General features: G+C 59.3%; 20 protein-coding genes and 1 pseudogene. 15 read left to right on the forward strand and 6 right to left on the reverse strand.

Going from position 1 to position 16635, the window contains the following annotated elements:
* Positions 1 to 104: 104 nt before the first annotated feature.
* The 3 genes and pseudogenes from hslU to hslV all read right to left on the reverse strand — a co-directional run bounded on the left by hslU (position 105) and on the right by hslV (position 2433).
* Positions 105 to 1412 (reverse strand): ATP-dependent protease ATPase subunit HslU, encoded by a 1308-nt coding sequence (gene hslU, locus FHX06_RS23470; RefSeq protein ID WP_112545008.1) that lies wholly within the window; start codon positions 1410 to 1412, stop codon positions 105 to 107.
* Positions 1409 to 1912 (reverse strand): annotated as a pseudogene (locus FHX06_RS23475) (GNAT family N-acetyltransferase). The gene hslU and the pseudogene FHX06_RS23475 overlap by 4 nt, the downstream one beginning before the upstream one ends.
* Positions 1909 to 2433 (reverse strand): ATP-dependent protease subunit HslV, encoded by a 525-nt coding sequence (gene hslV, locus FHX06_RS23480; RefSeq protein WP_112970644.1) that lies wholly within the window; start codon positions 2431 to 2433, stop codon positions 1909 to 1911. The pseudogene FHX06_RS23475 and the gene hslV overlap by 4 nt, the downstream one beginning before the upstream one ends.
* Before the next feature lie 177 nt (positions 2434 to 2610).
* On the opposite strand from hslV, the gene hisB reads away from it, so the two are divergent.
* The 9 genes from hisB (at position 2611) to coaA (ending at position 8037) form a co-directional block, all read left to right on the forward strand.
* On the forward strand, positions 2611 to 3219 hold the full coding sequence (hisB, locus tag FHX06_RS23485) for an imidazoleglycerol-phosphate dehydratase HisB (RefSeq protein ID WP_112545005.1): 609 nt from the start codon (positions 2611 to 2613) through the stop codon (positions 3217 to 3219).
* Between the two features lie 20 nt (positions 3220 to 3239).
* Entirely contained in the window at positions 3240 to 3710 is a 471-nt protein-coding gene (locus FHX06_RS23490) for a DUF2628 domain-containing protein (protein ID WP_112970645.1), read from the forward strand.
* Positions 3710 to 4360: an imidazole glycerol phosphate synthase subunit HisH gene (gene hisH / locus FHX06_RS23495; RefSeq protein WP_112970646.1), complete on the forward strand. Its 651-nt coding sequence runs from the start codon at positions 3710 to 3712 to the stop codon at positions 4358 to 4360. The genes FHX06_RS23490 and hisH overlap by 1 nt, the downstream gene beginning before the upstream one ends.
* 68 nt (positions 4361 to 4428) lie before the next feature.
* A complete protein-coding gene (locus FHX06_RS23500; RefSeq protein WP_112545002.1) occupies positions 4429 to 4611 on the forward strand; it encodes a hypothetical protein in 183 nt (60 codons plus the stop codon).
* Complete coding sequence (locus FHX06_RS23505; RefSeq protein ID WP_112970647.1) at positions 4611 to 5165, forward strand: hypothetical protein; 555 nt, start codon at positions 4611 to 4613, stop codon at positions 5163 to 5165. The genes FHX06_RS23500 and FHX06_RS23505 overlap by 1 nt, the downstream gene beginning before the upstream one ends.
* A 5-nt stretch (positions 5166 to 5170) precedes the next feature.
* Positions 5171 to 5917 carry a 1-(5-phosphoribosyl)-5-[(5-phosphoribosylamino)methylideneamino]imidazole-4-carboxamide isomerase gene (hisA, locus tag FHX06_RS23510; RefSeq protein WP_113209826.1) on the forward strand — a complete coding sequence of 249 codons (747 nt, stop codon included), beginning with the start codon at positions 5171 to 5173 and terminating at the stop codon, positions 5915 to 5917.
* Complete coding sequence (hisF, locus tag FHX06_RS23515; protein WP_112970649.1) at positions 5917 to 6705, forward strand: imidazole glycerol phosphate synthase subunit HisF; 789 nt, start codon at positions 5917 to 5919, stop codon at positions 6703 to 6705. The genes hisA and hisF overlap by 1 nt, the downstream gene beginning before the upstream one ends.
* A gap of 16 nt (positions 6706 to 6721) precedes the next feature.
* The gene (locus FHX06_RS23520; protein WP_113115863.1) at positions 6722 to 7045 is read left to right on the forward strand and encodes a phosphoribosyl-ATP diphosphatase; all 324 of its coding nucleotides are present in this window, start codon (positions 6722 to 6724) and stop codon (positions 7043 to 7045) included.
* Positions 7042 to 8037, forward strand: coding sequence for a type I pantothenate kinase (gene coaA, locus FHX06_RS23525; protein ID WP_113115864.1), 996 nt, complete (start codon positions 7042 to 7044; stop codon positions 8035 to 8037). Before FHX06_RS23520 ends, coaA begins: the two co-directional genes overlap by 4 nt.
* A gap of 13 nt (positions 8038 to 8050) precedes the next feature.
* Here the strand turns inward: coaA and FHX06_RS23530 are convergent, their stop codons facing one another.
* From FHX06_RS23530 to FHX06_RS23540, 3 genes are all read right to left on the reverse strand, one after another.
* A complete protein-coding gene (locus tag FHX06_RS23530; protein ID WP_112970650.1) occupies positions 8051 to 8662 on the reverse strand; it encodes an alpha-ketoglutarate-dependent dioxygenase AlkB family protein in 612 nt (203 codons plus the stop codon).
* A 1-nt stretch (position 8663) separates the two neighbouring features.
* Positions 8664 to 9101, reverse strand: a complete 438-nt coding sequence (arfB, locus tag FHX06_RS23535) for an alternative ribosome rescue aminoacyl-tRNA hydrolase ArfB (protein WP_113013482.1) — start codon at positions 9099 to 9101, stop codon at positions 8664 to 8666.
* 97 nt (positions 9102 to 9198) lie between these two features.
* The gene (locus FHX06_RS23540; RefSeq protein ID WP_113209825.1) at positions 9199 to 10809 is read right to left on the reverse strand and encodes a phosphoenolpyruvate carboxykinase; all 1611 of its coding nucleotides are present in this window, start codon (positions 10807 to 10809) and stop codon (positions 9199 to 9201) included.
* A 336-nt stretch (positions 10810 to 11145) separates the two neighbouring features.
* Between FHX06_RS23540 and FHX06_RS23545 the strand changes: the two genes are divergently transcribed.
* From FHX06_RS23545 to ahcY, 6 genes are all read left to right on the forward strand, one after another.
* Entirely contained in the window at positions 11146 to 11883 is a 738-nt protein-coding gene (locus tag FHX06_RS23545; protein ID WP_210300621.1) for a response regulator transcription factor, read from the forward strand.
* 76 nt (positions 11884 to 11959) lie between these two features.
* Entirely contained in the window at positions 11960 to 13750 is a 1791-nt protein-coding gene (locus FHX06_RS23550) for a sensor histidine kinase (RefSeq protein ID WP_112544993.1), read from the forward strand.
* Positions 13747 to 14187, forward strand: a complete 441-nt coding sequence (locus FHX06_RS23555) for an HPr kinase/phosphorylase (protein ID WP_113209823.1) — start codon at positions 13747 to 13749, stop codon at positions 14185 to 14187. Before FHX06_RS23550 ends, FHX06_RS23555 begins: the two co-directional genes overlap by 4 nt.
* A gap of 153 nt (positions 14188 to 14340) precedes the next feature.
* Positions 14341 to 14742 carry a PTS sugar transporter subunit IIA gene (locus tag FHX06_RS23560; RefSeq protein ID WP_007813746.1) on the forward strand — a complete coding sequence of 134 codons (402 nt, stop codon included), beginning with the start codon at positions 14341 to 14343 and terminating at the stop codon, positions 14740 to 14742.
* A gap of 9 nt (positions 14743 to 14751) precedes the next feature.
* On the forward strand, positions 14752 to 15027 hold the full coding sequence (locus FHX06_RS23565) for an HPr family phosphocarrier protein (protein WP_112544991.1): 276 nt from the start codon (positions 14752 to 14754) through the stop codon (positions 15025 to 15027).
* 167 nt (positions 15028 to 15194) lie between these two features.
* Complete coding sequence (gene ahcY, locus FHX06_RS23570) at positions 15195 to 16595, forward strand: adenosylhomocysteinase (RefSeq protein ID WP_112544990.1); 1401 nt, start codon at positions 15195 to 15197, stop codon at positions 16593 to 16595.
* Positions 16596 to 16635: the final 40 nt, after the last annotated feature.

Here is a 16635-nt window from a genome sequence, read left to right on the forward strand (position 1 = left end):
ACAAAGCGGGCCTTTCACTAAAAAGTAAAAGGCCCGCTGTCGAGAGTTCAGATCGTCAAAGTTTCTGCGTTACCTGCGCAAAGACAGGAAACGATGTTTCCCGATCACAGGATGAAGCGTGACAGGTCGGTATTCTGCGCGAGATCGCCGACATGCTCGCGCACGTAAGCTGCATCGATCTTCACATCCGTGCCGGCGCGATCCGGTGCATTGTAGGAGATGTCGTCCAGCACCCGCTCCATGACCGTCTGCAAGCGGCGCGCGCCGATATTTTCGACGGAGGAGTTCAGATGGACGGCGACATCGGCGAGCGCATCGATCGCGTCATCGGTGAAATCGAGCGTCAGGCTTTCGGTTTCCATCAGCGCCTTATACTGGCGAATGAGGCTGGCCTCGGTTTCCGTCAGGATGCGGCGGAAGTCTTCCTTGTTCAGCGGACGAAGCTCGACGCGGATCGGCAAGCGGCCCTGCAATTCGGGCAGCAGATCCGACGGCTTGGAAACATGGAAGGCGCCCGAGGCGATGAAGAGGATGTGATCCGTCTTTACCGGGCCGTATTTGGTCGAGACCGTGGTGCCTTCGACGAGCGGCAGCAGGTCGCGCTGCACGCCCTCGCGGGAAACGCCGGCGCCGGCGCCGCCATCGCGAGCCGCGATCTTGTCGATTTCGTCGAGGAAGACGATGCCGTCATTTTCAACCGAGCGCACGGCTTCGCGCTGAATGACCTCATTGTCGATCAGCTTGTCGGACTCGTCGCGGACCAGGTCGGTGTAGGAGGCCTTCACCGTCGTGCGCACCTTCTTGGTGCGGCCGCCCATCGCCTTGCCGAACATTTCCGACAGGTTCAGTACGCCGATATTGGCGCCCGGCATGCCGGGAATATCGAAGCCGCCCATTCCGGAGCCGGTATCGGCTACTTCGATATCGATTTCCTTGTCGTCGAGTTCGCCATTGCGCAGCTTCTTGCGGAAGCTTTCACGCGTCGCGGGCGAGGCCGTCGCACCGACCAGCGCATCGAGAACGCGCTCTTCGGCGCTCATATGGGCTTTTGCCTGAACCTCCGTACGCTTCTTTTCGCGGATCAGGCCGATGCCGACCTCGACGAGATCGCGGATGATCTGCTCGACGTCGCGGCCGACATAACCGACTTCGGTGAATTTCGTGGCTTCGACCTTAATGAAAGGTGCACCGGCGAGCTTGGCGAGGCGACGGGAGATTTCCGTCTTGCCGACGCCGGTCGGACCGATCATCAGGATGTTCTTCGGCATGACTTCGTCACGCAAGCTCGGATCGAGCTGGTGACGGCGCCAGCGGTTGCGGAGCGCAATCGCGACAGCGCGTTTGGCCTCATGCTGGCCGATGATGTAGCGGTCGAGCTCGGAAACGATCTCGCGGGGAGAAAAAGTGGTCATTGTCTATCATTCTCCTGGCGGTCCAGGGCCATCAGAAGCGCCCGGCCGTAATTCGTAGTAGTTTCGCCAAGTCTTTGAAAGCCTGCCTTGGTATAGGCTCTGATTGCGAAAGCGTTGTCCGGATGCGGATCGACCAGCACGCGGTTCTTGCCCCTATCGAAAAGCGACTGGCAAAACTGCGCCATGAAGGCCGGACCGTGACCCTTTCCAAGAAGCGCTTCGACCCCGATAAACTGATCGATGCCGCAGGTACCATCGGGCTGACCGTCCAGTGCAGCATCGTCTTAATCATCGAGATCAGCCACCTGAATGAAGGCAAAATCCCTGCCGTCGAGCGTCACAATATAGGGCTCGACCGCCAGATCATGCAGATGCTCTTCGATCGAGGCCAGTGCCTCTTCCGGCTCGCTCCACCAGCGGCGGACATGCGGCTTCCCTAGCCATTTGGCCAGAAGGGGCAGATCAGCCACCGTGACGGAACGGAAGACATATTCCGTCATTCCGCGTCCAGCGTTTCCACGATGACATTGTGGTTCGTGTACACGCAGATGTCGGCGGCGATATCGAGCGCACGACGGGCAATGTCTTCGGCGGACTTGTCTGTGTCGGTAAGTGCGAGAGCCGCGGCAAGCGCGAAATTGCCGCCCGAACCGATAGCGGCAACGCCATGTTCGGGCTCCAGCACATCGCCATTGCCGGTAATGGCGAGCGTCACCGATTTGTCGGCAACCAGCATCATGGCTTCGAGATTGCGCAGGTAGCGGTCGGTGCGCCAGTCCTTGGCGAGCTCAACGGCGGCGCGCATCAGCTGACCCGGATATTGTTCCAGCTTCTTTTCAAGCCTTTCCAGAAGGGTGAAGGCATCGGCGGTCGCACCAGCGAAGCCGGCGATCACTTCGCCCTTGCCGATACGGCGGACCTTGCGGGCATTGCCCTTCATGACGGTCTGGCCCAGGCTGACCTGACCGTCGCCGGCCACCACGACCTTGCCGCCTTTTCGAACTGTAATAATTGTCGTCATCTAACACCTGTTGCCCGGCACGCGGGCGGTTCCAGCGGGCCGAACGCCGGCCCTGTTGAACCCTATGTAAGAGGGCCCGCGACGATTGCAAATGGCCTTCCTTTTCTGCCCCCACGCTTCTGGATATTTCGCAATCCGCCTGATAAGGAACCACCTTGATTTCAAGGAGAAAGCCATATGGCCGAGACCGCAGCAAGCCGCACGGGCAGTGTTTCCCGCAAGACCAACGAGACGTCCATTTCCGTTTCCGTCAATCTTGACGGCACCGGCAAGTCGACGATTTCGACGGGCGTCGGCTTCTTCGACCATATGCTGGATCAGCTTTCGCGACATTCGCTGATCGATATGGAAATCGAGTCCAAGGGCGATCTGCATATCGACGACCATCACACGGTCGAGGATACCGGCATCGCCATCGGCCAGGCGATCGCCAAGGCGCTCGGCGACCGCCGCGGCATCACCCGCTATGCCTCGATCGATCTCGCCATGGACGAGACGATGACGAAGGCTGCCGTCGATCTTTCCGGCCGCCCCTTCCTCGTCTGGAACGTTTCCTTCAGCGCGCCGAAGATCGGCACTTTCGATACCGAACTGGTGCGCGAATTCTTCCAGGCGCTTGCCCAGAATGCCGGGATCACGCTGCATATTCTCAATCACTATGGTGCCAACAACCACCATATTGCAGAGACATGCTTCAAGGCCGTCGCACGCGTTCTGCGCACTGCGACAGAGATCGATCCACGGCAGGCAGGCCGCGTTCCCTCGACAAAGGGCACGCTCGCCTGAGCCCCATCAGGGAGCGTCAGATGGCATCCAGCTACGTTTTTCTTGTTCCACCTGATGGTCAGCGCGAGGATACGCGCACGATCCGTGACGGTTTCTCGTGGCTTGCCTTCCTCTTTCCCTGGATCTGGCTGCTTGCGCATCGCCTCTGGCTTCACGCAATCATTGCGTTCGCGCTGCAGGCGATCGGCGGCGTGCTGGCGGAAGAACCAGGCTTCGGGCCGGCGGGAATGGCTCTCGCCTTCGGCGTGAACCTGCTCGTCGGGTTCGAGGGACAGAATTTCCGTATCCGCGGCCTTGCCTCCCGCGGCTGGCGCGAGGAGGTCGCAATCAGCGCTTCCTCGATCGATCTTGCGGAAGAGATCTATTTTTCCAACATCGAGACCGGCGCCGATCTGAAGGTGCCCGAATGGAACCAGGCTTCCAGTCCGCAGATGCGGCCGGGTCATTCCACTTCGCTCGGTCTCTTCGGCTTTGACGGAGGGCGCAAATAATGCGTGTCGCGATTATCGACTACGGCTCTGGCAATCTGCGCTCGGCCACCAAGGCTTTCGAACGCGCCGCCCGCGAAGCCGGCATCGAGGCCGAGATTAATCTGACCGACAAGGCCGAGATCGTTGCCGCCGCCGATCGGATCGTGCTTCCCGGTGTCGGCGCCTATGCCGATTGCCGCCGCGGGCTCGATGCCGTGCCCGGCATGACGGAAGCTTTGCTTGAGGCTGTCGAGAAAAGGGCGCAGCCTTTCCTCGGGATTTGCGTCGGCATGCAGCTCATGTCTTCGCGCGGGCTCGAAAAGACGGTGACGCAGGGTTTCGGCTGGATTCCGGGTGACGTCGTCGAGATGACGCCTGCCGATCCCGAGCTGAAAATCCCGCAGATCGGCTGGAACACGCTCAATCTGAAATATGAGCATCCGCTTTTCGACGGCATTCCGACGGGGCCTGATGGCCTGCACGCCTATTTCGTGCACTCCTACCATCTGGCAGCCGAGAATGCCGGCGATGTGATTGCGACGACCGATTATGGTGGGCCGATGACGGCCTTCGTTGGTCGGGACAACATGGCGGGTTCGCAGTTCCATCCGGAAAAGAGCCAGAAGCTCGGACTGGCGCTGATCGCGAATTTCCTGCGCTGGGCGCCGTAAGGGCTGTCTTTTAATACGCGCGCCTTATTTCCCCTATAAGTGAAGGGGTGGATACAGGAGCGTGCTCAATGCCGGCTTCGCGGAAATCAGGCAAGATATTCTACAGGCTGCGGCCGGCCAGAGAGGGCCAGCCGCCGTTCGTCGATATCCGGCTGCCTGGCGGGGTGATCATCCGCCAAGTCGATGAGACCCTGCATCGCAAAGCACTCGTGAACGCATCAAAGGCGCTCAAAGAGAGGCTCGGCGGCTGATGCAGGAGACCTTTCCGGGAAAAGAGAACCCAAGACTGCGATCGGGCGAGGTAAGCGCCGGCGATCTCGCTGAAGCGGTGCTGGAATTCTACATCGAAGGCGAAGACGATCTGATCGGCCTGCTTGCTTATGCACTTTATGAGCGCCAGAAGCGGGACTTTATCGTCAGCCATCGCAAGCGCAATGCGGGCCGCTCACCAAACGACGCGGAAATCGCGGCTGTAACGAGCAACTACCTCTCCGCCGATCTGCGCAACACCTTGCGCGACCGCGCCTCGCAGATCCTGTCGAGCTATGCCGAAATCTATGTCGAAGCCATGGAGCCGCAAATCCAGCTCGTTGCCACCAATAGCGAGGCGTTGCGTCAGGTGCGCGGTATCGAGAAGTCGGTGAAGAAACGCACCGGTTTCTGGCGCCAGGTGCGGGTCGGCTTCACTGTTACGTTGCTGCTGCTGGTGCTTTTTGCCGCTCTCACCATTGCCGCTGTCTTTTTTCGTTCGGATATCGTAGATGCGTGGAATGCACTGATGGTGCCCACGACGCTACGGACCTGAGACGAATGATCCTTTTTCCCGCGATCGACCTTAAGGGCGGACAATGCGTTCGCTTGAAGCTCGGCGACATGCAGCAGGCAACGGTCTACAATACCGATCCGGCTGCCCAGGCGAAATCCTTCGAAGAGCAGGGTTTCGAATGGCTGCATGTAGTCGATCTCGACGGTGCCTTCGCGGGACATTCGGCCAATGGCGATGCGGTTGAGGCGATCCTGAAGGCCACGAAAAACCCTGTTCAGCTCGGCGGCGGCATCCGTACGCTCGATCATATCGAGAACTGGCTTTCGCGTGGGCTGCGCCGCGTCATCCTCGGCACCGTTGCCGTGCGTGATCCGGCACTTGTGATCGAAGCCTGCAAGAAATTTCCGGACCATGTTGCCGTCGGCATCGATGCCAAAGGCGGCAAGGTGGCCGTAGAAGGCTGGGCGGAGGCTTCCGAACTCGGCATCATCGAACTCGCAAAGAAATTCGAGGGTGCCGGCGTTGCCGCGATCATCTATACGGATATCGACCGCGACGGCATCCTGACCGGCATCAACTGGACCTCGACGCTGGAACTGGCGGATGCCGTTTCCATCCCGGTCATCGCATCGGGCGGCCTCGCCTCGATCGAAGACATCAAGCGCATGCTGCAGCCGGATGCGCGCAAGCTCGAAGGCGCCATCTCCGGTCGGGCCCTTTATGATGGGCGGATCGATCCCAAGGAGGCGCTCGATCTCATCAAGGCCGCCCGGGCCAAGGAGAGTGCATAATGAGCCTGAAGGCCCGCGTGATCCCCTGCCTCGACGTCAAGGACGGCCGTGTCGTCAAGGGCGTGAACTTCCTAAATCTGGTCGATGCCGGCGATCCGGTCGAAGCGGCCAAGGCCTATGATGCAGCCGGTGCCGACGAGCTGTGCTTCCTCGACATCACCGCCTCTTCGGACAATCGCGAGACGATCTTCGATGTCGTGGCGCGCACGGCCGAGCAATGCTTCATGCCGCTCACAGTCGGCGGCGGCGTTCGCACCATTGCCGATATCCGCAAGCTGCTGCTTTGCGGTGCCGACAAGGTCTCGATCAATTCGGCGGCGGTCAACAATCCGGATTTCGTGGCCGAGGCAGCCGACAAGTTTGGCGACCAGTGTATCGTCGTGTCGATCGATGCCAAGCGGCGCCTCACGCAGCAGGTCGGCGGCGACAATCTCAGTGCTTGGGAAATCTACACGCATGGCGGCCGCAACGCGACCGGCATCGACGCTGTGGAATTCGCTCAGAAGATGGTTGCCCGCGGCGCCGGCGAGTTGCTCGTCACCTCGATGGACCGCGATGGCACGAAGATCGGCTACGATCTGGAGCTGACCCGGGCGATTGCCGATTCCGTCCGTGTGCCCGTCATCGCGTCTGGCGGTGTGGGTGATCTCGACGATCTCGTGGCCGGTGTGAAGGAAGGTCATGCCAATGCGGTGCTCGCCGCGTCAATCTTCCATTTCGGCACCTATTCTGTCGGCGAAGCCAAGCACTATATGTCTGAACGCGGCATCGCGATGCGGCTCGATTGAGATTGAAAGCAGTATCATGAGCGGATTTTCCCTTTCCGACCTCGAGCGGATCGTCGAAGAGCGGGCGAAGGCTTCACCGGATGAATCCTGGACAGCCAAGCTGGTGGCTGCAGGGCAACCGAAAGCGGCCAAGAAACTCGGCGAGGAAGCCATCGAAGCCGTGATGGCGGCGGTCACCAACGACCGCGAAAACCTCACCTATGAAGCAGCCGACGTGCTCTATCACCTATTGGTCGTATTGAAGATTGCTGAAATACCGCTAGAGAATGTCATGACCGAACTTGCGCGGCGGACCGCGCAATCCGGCCTCAAGGAAAAGGCCAGCCGGCAGAGTTCATGAGCATCGCAACGCAGATTATCGGAGTGGCGGAAAAGGTGGATGATTTCCAGACCGCTTCTTATTCTCCCTACCATTTCTTCAGCTCGGACCAATGGGCGCATTTTCGTGCGGACACGCCGCTGACGCTGACGGGAGACGAAGTCAAGCGGCTTCGCTCCATGGGCGACCCGATCGACCTCGACGAAGTTAGGCGTATCTATCTGTCACTATCGCGTCTGCTTTCGGCGCATGTGGAATCTTCACAACTGCTGTTCGAACAGCGCAATCGGTTCCTCAGCCTTTCTGACGTGACGAAGACGCCATTCGTGATCGGCATCGCCGGATCCGTGGCGGTCGGCAAGTCCACGACAGCTCGTATCCTGAAGGAACTGCTCGGCCGCTGGCCTTCCAGCCCCAAGGTCGATCTCGTCACGACGGACGGCTTTCTCTATCCGAACGCCGTGCTGAAGCGCGAGAACCTGATGCAGCGCAAGGGTTTTCCGGAGAGTTACGACACCGGCGCAATCCTGCGTTTCCTGTCGGCGATCAAGGCCGGCCTGCCGGATGTGAGGGCACCCTCCTATTCGCACCTCGTCTATGACGTGCTGCCGGACGAGTACAAGATCGTTGACCGGCCCGATATTCTGATCTTCGAGGGCATCAACGTCCTGCAATCACGTGACCTGCCGGCGGACGGCAAGATCGTGCCGATGGTGTCCGACTTCTTCGACTTCTCGATCTATATCGACGCCGAGGAAACACAGATCCACAATTGGTACGTCACGCGTTTCATGCGCCTCAGGGAAACTGCCTTCCGGGATCCGAATTCCTACTTCCACCGTTATGCATCGATCAGCGAGGAAGAAGCCGTGGCGATTGCAGAAGACCTCTGGGCGAACATCAATCTCAAGAACCTGCGCCAGAACATCCTTCCGACGCGGCCACGCGCCGATCTTATTCTGCGCAAGGGCAAGGATCACCTGATCGAGCAGGTGGCACTGCGCAAGCTCTAGGGGTTTTCACGGGTCAAGGATTGACACGACGGAGCGTCAGGTTGATGCGTCCGCCGTTCTTCAGAAGCGTGGATGTTGCCGGATAGATGCGGTCGACGCCGTGGAAGCAGAGCCGCCCCTCCCCGCCGAGAATGACAAGATCGCCGCTCGACAGCTTGAAGGACATGGTCTTGTCGTTGCGGTTCACCCCACCGAGACGGAAGAGGCAGGCGTTGCCGAGGGAAATCGACACGACCGGCGCCTTCAGATCGTTCTCATCCTTGTCCTGATGCAGGCCCATGCGCGCCTCGTCGGAATAGAAATTGACGAGGCAAGCTTCGGGCGGCTTGTCGTAACCCGAAACGTCATTCCAGATATCAAGCAATTCAGAAGGTATGGCCGGCCACGGCCTACCGGTCGCCGGATGCATCGGTTGATAGCGATAACCTCGCTCCTTATCCGTGACCCAGCCGAGCGAACCGCAATTGGTCATCCTCACCGACATCGGCTTGCCGGTACCGGGCATGACTGGCACGTAGAGCGGCGCTTCTGCGACGATGGTCCTGATGATGCTGACCAGTCCTTCCTGGCGGGCACGATCCAGATATTCCGGAAGATGGCGAATGCCGCTCAAAAGTTCCGGCATGTCACTCCCCGCCGCCCAGGCGGCCACGCATCTTCTTGACTTCAGACCGGCCGGATTTTTCCTTCAGCCGTCGTTCGATCGAGCCCTTGGTCGGCTTTGTCTTCTTGCGTGGCGGCGGTGGCGGCTTGGCGGCCTCGAGGACCAGTTCCTTCAGCCGCTCGCGCGCATCTTCGCGATTGCGGTCCTGGCTGCGGAACCGGCTTGCCTCGATCATCAATACGCCGTCCTTCGACATGCGCCTGCCGGCAAGCTTGGTCGCATTGGCCTTGACCCGCTCGTTGAGTGAAGGCGAATTCGGTATATTGAAGAAGAGCTGGACGGCGGTCGACACCTTGTTGACGTTCTGACCGCCCGGACCGCCCGCCAGAACGAACTGTTCCGTCAGCTCCCATCCGGCGATGGTGATCCTGTCGTTGATGTAGAGCGCGTCGCTGGCCATACCGCCTTCTAGCGCATAATCACTGCGAATTGAAAGCGGTGAAACCCGGCACATGAGCGACCGGGTTTCACGTGAATCGACTGGTTCGGGTACCGAGTTACTCGGCTGCGACCTTGATGCCGGGCGCTGCATCGCGCACGCCGCCGTCGACATGGCTTTCGAACTTGGCGAAGTTGGCGATGAACATGGAGACCAGCTTTTCAGCCTGCGCGTCATAGGCCTGCTTATCGGCCCAGGTCGAGCGCGGATCGAGGATGCCCGTATCCACGCCTTCGACTGCGACCGGAACGGCAAAGCCGAAATTCGGATCGGCGCGAAGCTCGACCTTGGCAAGCTCGCCCGAAAGGGCGGCCGTCAGCAACGCACGGGTTGCCTTGATGGGCATGCGCTTGCCGATGCCATACGCGCCACCAGTCCAGCCGGTGTTGACCAGCCAGCATTCAACGCCGTGGCGGCCGATCAGCTCCTTCAGCAGATTGCCGTATTCAGCCGGATGACGTGGCATGAAGGGTGCGCCGAAGCAGGTCGAGAACGTTGCTTCCGGCTCGGTGACACCCTTTTCGGTGCCAGCCACCTTGGCAGTGTAACCGGAGAGGAAGTGGTACATGGCCTGCTCAGGCGTCAACTTGGCGATCGGCGGCATGACACCGAAGGCATCGGCCGTCAGCATGATGATCGTCTTCGGATGAGGCGCAAGGCCCGTTTCGGATGCGTTCGGAATGAAATCCATCGGGTAGGCGCAGCGCGTGTTTTCCGTCAGCGACGCATCGTCGAAATCCGGCTCGCGGTCTTCGTTGAGAACGACGTTTTCAAGGACAGTGCCAAAACGCTGTGTCGTGGCATAGATTTCCGGTTCGGCCTCTGCCGAGAGGCGAATGGTCTTGGCGTAGCAGCCGCCTTCGAAATTGAAGATGCCGTTTTCGCTCCAGCCGTGTTCGTCATCGCCGATCAGGGTGCGTGCCGGGTCAGCCGAAAGGGTCGTCTTGCCGGTGCCCGAGAGACCGAAGAAGACGGCGGCATCGCCTGCCGGGCCGACATTGGCCGAGCAGTGCATCGGCATGACGCCCTTTTCCGGCAGCAGGTAGTTCAGCACGGTGAAGACGGATTTCTTCATTTCGCCGGCATAGGAGGTACCGGCGATCAGCACGATGCCGTTGGTCAGATCACAGGCGATCACCGTTTCGGTGCGGCAACCGTAACGCTCCGGATCGGCCTTGAAGCTTGGCAGGTCGATGATCGTCAGCTTCGGCGCAAAGCCTGCGAGTGCATCAGCCTTCGGACGGATCAGCAGGTTGCGGATGAAAAGCGAGTGCCACGCGAATTCGGTCACAACGCGGGTCGGCAATGCGTGGTCCGCGTCGGCGCCGCCGACGAGATCCTGCACGAAGAGGTCCTTGCCGGCAGCATGGGCCAGCATATCCTCGTGCAGCAGCGCGAAATGCTCCGGCGACATCGGCTTGTTGTTATCCCACCAGATCTGTGCGTCGGTATTGCCATCGCGAACGACGAACTTGTCGCGCGGCGAGCGGCCCGTGTGCTGCCCAGTCGTGGCACGAAGGGCGCCTTGTGCTGTCAGTTCGGCTTCTCCCCGGCGAATCGCCTCCTCATAGAGAAGAGCTGCGGACAGGTTGTAACGTACGCTGCGTACGTTGCTGAAACCGATCGTCGCCAGCTCGATTGCCTGGTTATGAACTCCGAACGTCTCCATAGCTTTTTCCTTCGCTGAGGCGCCTTGGCCGTTAAATTATCGCGAAAGTAAAAGGAGAAATTTTAAATGGCAATAGGGATAATCTTGGAAAAGATAATGATATCAAACAATTAATCGATTTAAATTCCGATAATTCTTTTTAAATCGTTTGAAGACCTCCTGTTGAAACAACTTGTCGCACTACTGTCGATTGTGGCTTGCAGTGGCTGGCAATCTACCCCTTTATCTTTGCCACAATTTGTTCCACCTTTATCCTCCATAAGCGCACCCGGTCACGAAGACCGCCTGGGGACGACCAATCCGGGAGATTGCGCACTGATGACGGAGACCAACACCATGCCGACAATCGCGCTCGTTGACGACGACCGCAACATCCTCACTTCCGTGTCGATTGCACTGGAAGCTGAAGGATATAAGGTCGAGACCTATACGGATGGCGCTTCAGCGCTGGATGGTCTGCTCGCTCGCCCGCCGCAGCTAGCAATCTTCGATATCAAGATGCCACGAATGGACGGCATGGAGCTGCTGCGCCGCCTTCGCCAGAAATCGGACATGCCCGTCATCTTCCTCACCTCCAAGGATGAGGAGATCGATGAGCTCTTCGGCCTGAAGATGGGCGCCGACGATTTCATTACCAAGCCTTTTTCGCAGCGTCTGCTGGTCGAGCGTGTTCGCGCCGTTCTGCGCCGCGCGTCGAGCCGTGAGGCAGCCGCAGCTGGCGGCGTCGCTACCATCGGCACGCCGAAGGCGGGCGCGGTTCAGCAGGCCCGTTCGCTCGAACGCGGCCAGCTGGTCATGGACCAGGAACGCCACACCTGCACCTGGAAGGGCGAGGCAGTCACCCTCACCGTCACCGAGTTCCTGATCCTGCATTCGCTGGCCCAGCGTCCGGGTGTGGTGAAAAGCCGCGATGCCCTGATGGATGCCGCCTATGACGAACAGGTGTATGTTGATGACCGCACCATCGACAGCCACATCAAGCGGCTGCGCAAGAAGTTCAAGATGGTCGACACTGACTTTGATATGATTGAAACGCTTTACGGTGTGGGTTACCGCTTCCGCGAAGCAGCCTGACGCTTTAAAGCGCGGGAAGAGATGAATGAGGGCGGCGGGCCGGTCAAACTGGCCCCGCCCTCCGAAAGGGCCGTGATTGGCACAGTTGGTGCAGGAAAGGGATCTGGATGATGCGGAGGGCGTAAGCACCCGACGCGTCAGGGGTCGGCGTTGGTCGCATCCCTTCACCCTGATCCGCCGTATCTTCGGCAATGCCGTCTTTTCCAGCCTGACGCGCCGCATCGTCTTTTTCAACCTCGCGGCCCTGCTCGTCCTTGTCGGCGGTATTCTCTACCTCAACCAGTTCCGCGAAGGCCTGATCGACGCGCGCGTCGAGAGCCTGCTGACACAGGGCGAAATCATCGCCGGCGCCGTGTCGGCATCGGCCTCGGTCGACACGAACTCGATCACCATCGATCCGCAGAAGCTGCTCGAACTGCAGGCCGGCCAGAGCATTACGCCGGTGCCAAACGACGAGGATCTCGAATTTCCGATCGACCCGGAAAAGGTGGCGCCCGTTCTGCGCCGGCTGATCTCGCCGACCCGCACCCGGGCCCGCATCTTCGATGCCGACGCCAATCTGCTACTCGATTCCCGTCATCTCTATTCCCGTGGCCAGGTTCTGCGTTTCGACCTGCCGCCGGTGGAAGAGGAAAAACAGACCTGGGGCGAATGGTTCACGGCTCTCTTCAACAAGGCACTGCAACCGGGCAATCTTCCTGTCTACAAGGAAGCGCCAGGTGGTGACGGCTCCATCTATCCCGAAGTCATGAATGCGTTGACGGGCGTGCGCGGCGCAGTTGTCCGCACGACGGAAAAGGGCGAGCTCATCGTTTCGGTTGCGGTACCGATCCAGCGTTTCCGAGCCGTGCTCGGCGTGTTGCTGCTGTCGACGCAGGCCGGCGATATCGACAATATCGTGCATGCGGAACGCCTTGCCATCATGCGCGTCTTCGGTGTCGCAACGCTCGTGAACGTTCTGTTGTCGCTGGTTCTCTCTTCGACCATCGCCAATCCGCTGCGCCGGCTTTCGGCGGCCGCGATCCGGGTGCGCCGCGGCGCCAAGGAACGCGAGGAGATTCCTGATTTTTCCGTACGTCAGGATGAAATCGGTAACCTTTCCATCGCTCTGCGCGAGATGACGACCGCCCTCTACGACCGCATCGATGCGATCGAGAGTTTTGCGGCCGATGTCAGCCATGAGCTCAAGAATCCGCTGACCTCGCTGCGCAGCGCCGTCGAGACGTTGCCGCTCGCCAAATCCGACGATTCCAAGAAGCGGCTGATGGATGTCATCCAGCACGACGTCCGCCGCCTCGATCGCCTGATCAGCGATATTTCCGACGCATCCCGTCTCGATGCCGAGCTTGCGCGCGTCGATGCCGGCTCGGTCGATCTCGAGGTATTTCTGCGCGACCTCATCGACGTGTCGCGCCAGATTCGCAGCACCAAGAAGAAGGTCGAGATCGAGTATGCCGTCGATCGCAAGCCGAACGTCAAGACTCGCTTTGTCGTTAAAGGGCATGACCTGCGCATCGGCCAGATCATCACCAACCTGATCGAAAATGCCCGCTCCTTCGTTCCGGAGCAGAACGGCAAAATCACGGTGCGCCTGGTCCGTACCCGCTCCCGTTGCGTCGTTTATATCGAAGACAATGGTCCCGGCATCCAGGCAGAGAATATCGACCGCATCTTCGAACGGTTTTATACAGACAGGCCTGAATCCGAAGGCTTCGGCCAGAATTCCGGCCTCGGACTTTCCATCAGCCGGCAGATCGCCGAGGCGCATGGCGGTTCGCTACGAGCCGAAAACATCGTCGATGACGAAGACGGAAAATTGCTTGGCGCGCGCTTCATCCTTGCGCTTCCCGCCGATTCCGCGACATGATCAACATCCACGCCACAGCAATCGTCATCGGAAGGACCGGCCTTCTCTTCACCGGCCCCTCAGGCTGGGGCAAGTCGATGACAGCTTTTACCTGCATGGCGGAGGCGCGACGGCAGGGTGTTTCTTCTGTTCTAGTGGCCGATGATCAGGTATTTCTTTCGAAACAGGGCGGGGCAATCACTGCCGCCTGTCCGCCCGCTATTGTCGGCCTCATCGAGTTGCGCGGCACCGGGATCGTCAAGCACGACCATATCGACCGGGCAGAGATGCATTTTGCGATCCTGCCGGCCAGCGCAACAGGAAAAAACCGGCTGCCTGCGGACGGAGAAACCGTCGTTCTTGCCGAGGGTTTCGAGCTGCCCGTATTACGATTGCTGCCCAATCTTCCCTTGCCTCTTGCCGTGTTGATGGCAAAAGCGCCGGAAATCGGAAGTTGAGGCCTTCCGGAGCGCCCGGTACGACCTACATGTTTGTATTTTTATCTTGCACTTCGGCTTTTGATCGCCAAGATGTGCCCCCACCGGTGGACGTAATTGCTGCGTTGCGATATTGGGGCCACGGTTTGCGTATGCCATGGGAGCAGTAATATCATGATCGGACTTGTGCTTGTCACTCATGGCAAGCTGGCTGAAGAGTTTCGTCATGCTGTAGAGCACGTCGTCGGTCCTCAGAAATTCATCGAAACGGTCTGCATCGGACCGGAAGACGATATGGACCAAAGACGACAGGACATTCTCGAAGCTGTTTCCGGCGCAGACGACGGCCATGGCGTCGTCATTCTGACCGACATGTTCGGCGGTACCCCTTCCAATCTTGCAATCTCTGTCATGAGCAGCGGCCACACCGAAGTTATTGCCGGCGTCAACCTGCCGATGCTGATCAAGCTCGCTGGCGTGCGCGGCGAGAACAACATGGAAAAGGCGCTTGCGGAGGCTTCCGAGGCAGGCCGCAAATATATCAACGTTGCAAGCCGGGTCCTGAGCGGAAAGTAAAAAGCCTCCATGACACCGCTCTCCCGGGAACTCCTCATCATCAACAAACGCGGTCTGCATGCACGTGCTTCGGCAAAATTCGTCCAGACGGTCGATGCCTTCGATGCAACGATCACCGTTTCGAAAGACGGCATGACGGTTGGCGGCACCTCCATCATGGGCCTCATGATGCTCGCGGCAAGTCCCGGCTCAAGCGTCCTCGTCTCGGCGACTGGCAATCAGGCTGTCGAAGCGCTTGAGGCCCTCGATCAGCTTATCCAAAACAAGTTCGGCGAAGAGATCTGATCTTCAGCGCCATATAAAGATATAAAGACTTCTTTATATCCCCGTTGCCTTCCCGGCTGAAGCCTGATAAACGGCGGGCATGACGTGCATTTCGCACGCGTTCGATCCGTTGCGGTCATCGTCGCGTCCTTGCGATGTTTTTGAGACGTTTCAGCCTGGAGAGCCCAATGAGCACTGAGAAAGATTACGTTGTCGCCGATATCGGCCTTGCAGATTTCGGCCGCAAGGAAATCACCATCGCCGAAACCGAAATGCCCGGCCTCATGTCCTGCCGCGCTGAATTCGGTGAATCCAAGCCGCTGAAGGGCGCGCGTATCACCGGCTCGTTGCACATGACGATCCAGACCGCCGTTCTCATCGAGACGCTGGTCGCGCTCGGCGCCGAAGTTCGCTGGGCTTCGTGCAACATCTTCTCGACGCAGGACCATGCCGCTGCAGCGATCGCCGCTTCCGGCGTTCCGGTCTTTGCTATCAAGGGCGAGTCTCTTGAGGATTATTGGGTCTACACCGACAAGATCTTCCAGTGGGCCGATGGCGGCTTCTCCAACATGATCCTCGATGATGGCGGCGATGCCACCATGTACATCCTGCTCGGCGCTCGTGCCGAAGCCGGTGAGGACGTTCTTTCCAACCCGCATTCGGAAGAAGAGGAAATCCTCTTCGCCCAGATCAAGAAGCGCCTTGCCGCTTCGCCCGGCTGGTTCACCAAGCAGCGCGACGCCATCAAAGGCGTGACCGAAGAAACCACGACGGGCGTCAACCGCCTCTACCAGCTCAGCCAGAAGGGCCTGTTGCCTTTCCCGGCCATCAACGTCAACGACTCGGTCACCAAGTCGAAGTTCGACAACAAGTACGGCTGCAAGGAATCGCTGGTCGACGGCATTCGTCGTGGCACCGACGTCATGATGGCCGGCAAGGTTGCCGTCGTCTGCGGTTACGGCGACGTGGGCAAGGGTTCTGCCGCTTCGCTTTCCGGCGCCGGCGCCCGCGTCAAGGTCACCGAAGCTGATCCGATCTGCGCCCTGCAGGCTGCCATGGACGGTTATGAAGTCGTTCTGCTGGAGGACGTCGTTTCCTCGGCTGACATCTTCATCACCACGACAGGCAACAAGGACGTTATCCGCATCGACCATATGCGTCAGATGAAGGATATGGCGATCGTCGGCAACATCGGCCACTTCGACAATGAGATCGAAGTTGCAGCACTGCGTAACCTGAAGTGGACCAACGTCAAGCCGCAGGTCGACCTGATCGAGTTCCCGAAGGGCAACCGCATCATCCTTCTTTCCGAAGGCCGCCTCTTGAACCTCGGCAACGCAACGGGTCATCCGTCCTTCGTCATGTCGGCCTCGTTCACCAACCAGACACTGGCGCAGATCGAGCTCTTCACCAAGCCCGGCCAGTACGAAAGCAAGGTCTACATCCTGCCGAAGCACCTCGACGAAAAGGTTGCCCGTCTTCATCTCGACAAGCTCGGCGTGAAGCTTACCCAGCTCAGCGAAGAGCAGGCTGCCTATATCGGCGTGAAGCCACAGGGCCCGTTCAAGGCCGACCACTACAGATACTGATTTCATCTTCGATATCCACAAGATGTGGTGGCCTCGGCAT

The sequence above is a fragment of the Rhizobium sp. BK512 genome, from assembly GCF_014194915.1.
Classification (GTDB): Bacteria; Pseudomonadota; Alphaproteobacteria; order Rhizobiales; family Rhizobiaceae; genus Rhizobium.

Coding starts and splice junctions, on each gene's coding strand:
- hslU (WP_112545008.1), bottom strand. CDS start 1,412: ATGACCACTTTTTCTCCCCGCGAGATCGTTTCCGAGCTCGACCGCTAC.
- hslV (WP_112970644.1), bottom strand. CDS start 2,433: ATGACGACAATTATTACAGTTCGAAAAGGCGGCAAGGTCGTGGTGGCC.
- hisB (WP_112545005.1), top strand. CDS start 2,611: ATGGCCGAGACCGCAGCAAGCCGCACGGGCAGTGTTTCCCGCAAGACC.
- FHX06_RS23490 (WP_112970645.1), top strand. CDS start 3,240: ATGGCATCCAGCTACGTTTTTCTTGTTCCACCTGATGGTCAGCGCGAG.
- hisH (WP_112970646.1), top strand. CDS start 3,710: ATGCGTGTCGCGATTATCGACTACGGCTCTGGCAATCTGCGCTCGGCC.
- FHX06_RS23500 (WP_112545002.1), top strand. CDS start 4,429: ATGCCGGCTTCGCGGAAATCAGGCAAGATATTCTACAGGCTGCGGCCG.
- FHX06_RS23505 (WP_112970647.1), top strand. CDS start 4,611: ATGCAGGAGACCTTTCCGGGAAAAGAGAACCCAAGACTGCGATCGGGC.
- hisA (WP_113209826.1), top strand. CDS start 5,171: ATGATCCTTTTTCCCGCGATCGACCTTAAGGGCGGACAATGCGTTCGC.
- hisF (WP_112970649.1), top strand. CDS start 5,917: ATGAGCCTGAAGGCCCGCGTGATCCCCTGCCTCGACGTCAAGGACGGC.
- FHX06_RS23520 (WP_113115863.1), top strand. CDS start 6,722: ATGAGCGGATTTTCCCTTTCCGACCTCGAGCGGATCGTCGAAGAGCGG.
- coaA (WP_113115864.1), top strand. CDS start 7,042: ATGAGCATCGCAACGCAGATTATCGGAGTGGCGGAAAAGGTGGATGAT.
- FHX06_RS23530 (WP_112970650.1), bottom strand. CDS start 8,662: ATGCCGGAACTTTTGAGCGGCATTCGCCATCTTCCGGAATATCTGGAT.
- arfB (WP_113013482.1), bottom strand. CDS start 9,101: ATGGCCAGCGACGCGCTCTACATCAACGACAGGATCACCATCGCCGGA.
- FHX06_RS23540 (WP_113209825.1), bottom strand. CDS start 10,809: ATGGAGACGTTCGGAGTTCATAACCAGGCAATCGAGCTGGCGACGATC.
- FHX06_RS23545 (WP_210300621.1), top strand. CDS start 11,146: ATGCCGACAATCGCGCTCGTTGACGACGACCGCAACATCCTCACTTCC.
- FHX06_RS23555 (WP_113209823.1), top strand. CDS start 13,747: ATGATCAACATCCACGCCACAGCAATCGTCATCGGAAGGACCGGCCTT.
- FHX06_RS23560 (WP_007813746.1), top strand. CDS start 14,341: ATGATCGGACTTGTGCTTGTCACTCATGGCAAGCTGGCTGAAGAGTTT.
- FHX06_RS23565 (WP_112544991.1), top strand. CDS start 14,752: ATGACACCGCTCTCCCGGGAACTCCTCATCATCAACAAACGCGGTCTG.
- ahcY (WP_112544990.1), top strand. CDS start 15,195: ATGAGCACTGAGAAAGATTACGTTGTCGCCGATATCGGCCTTGCAGAT.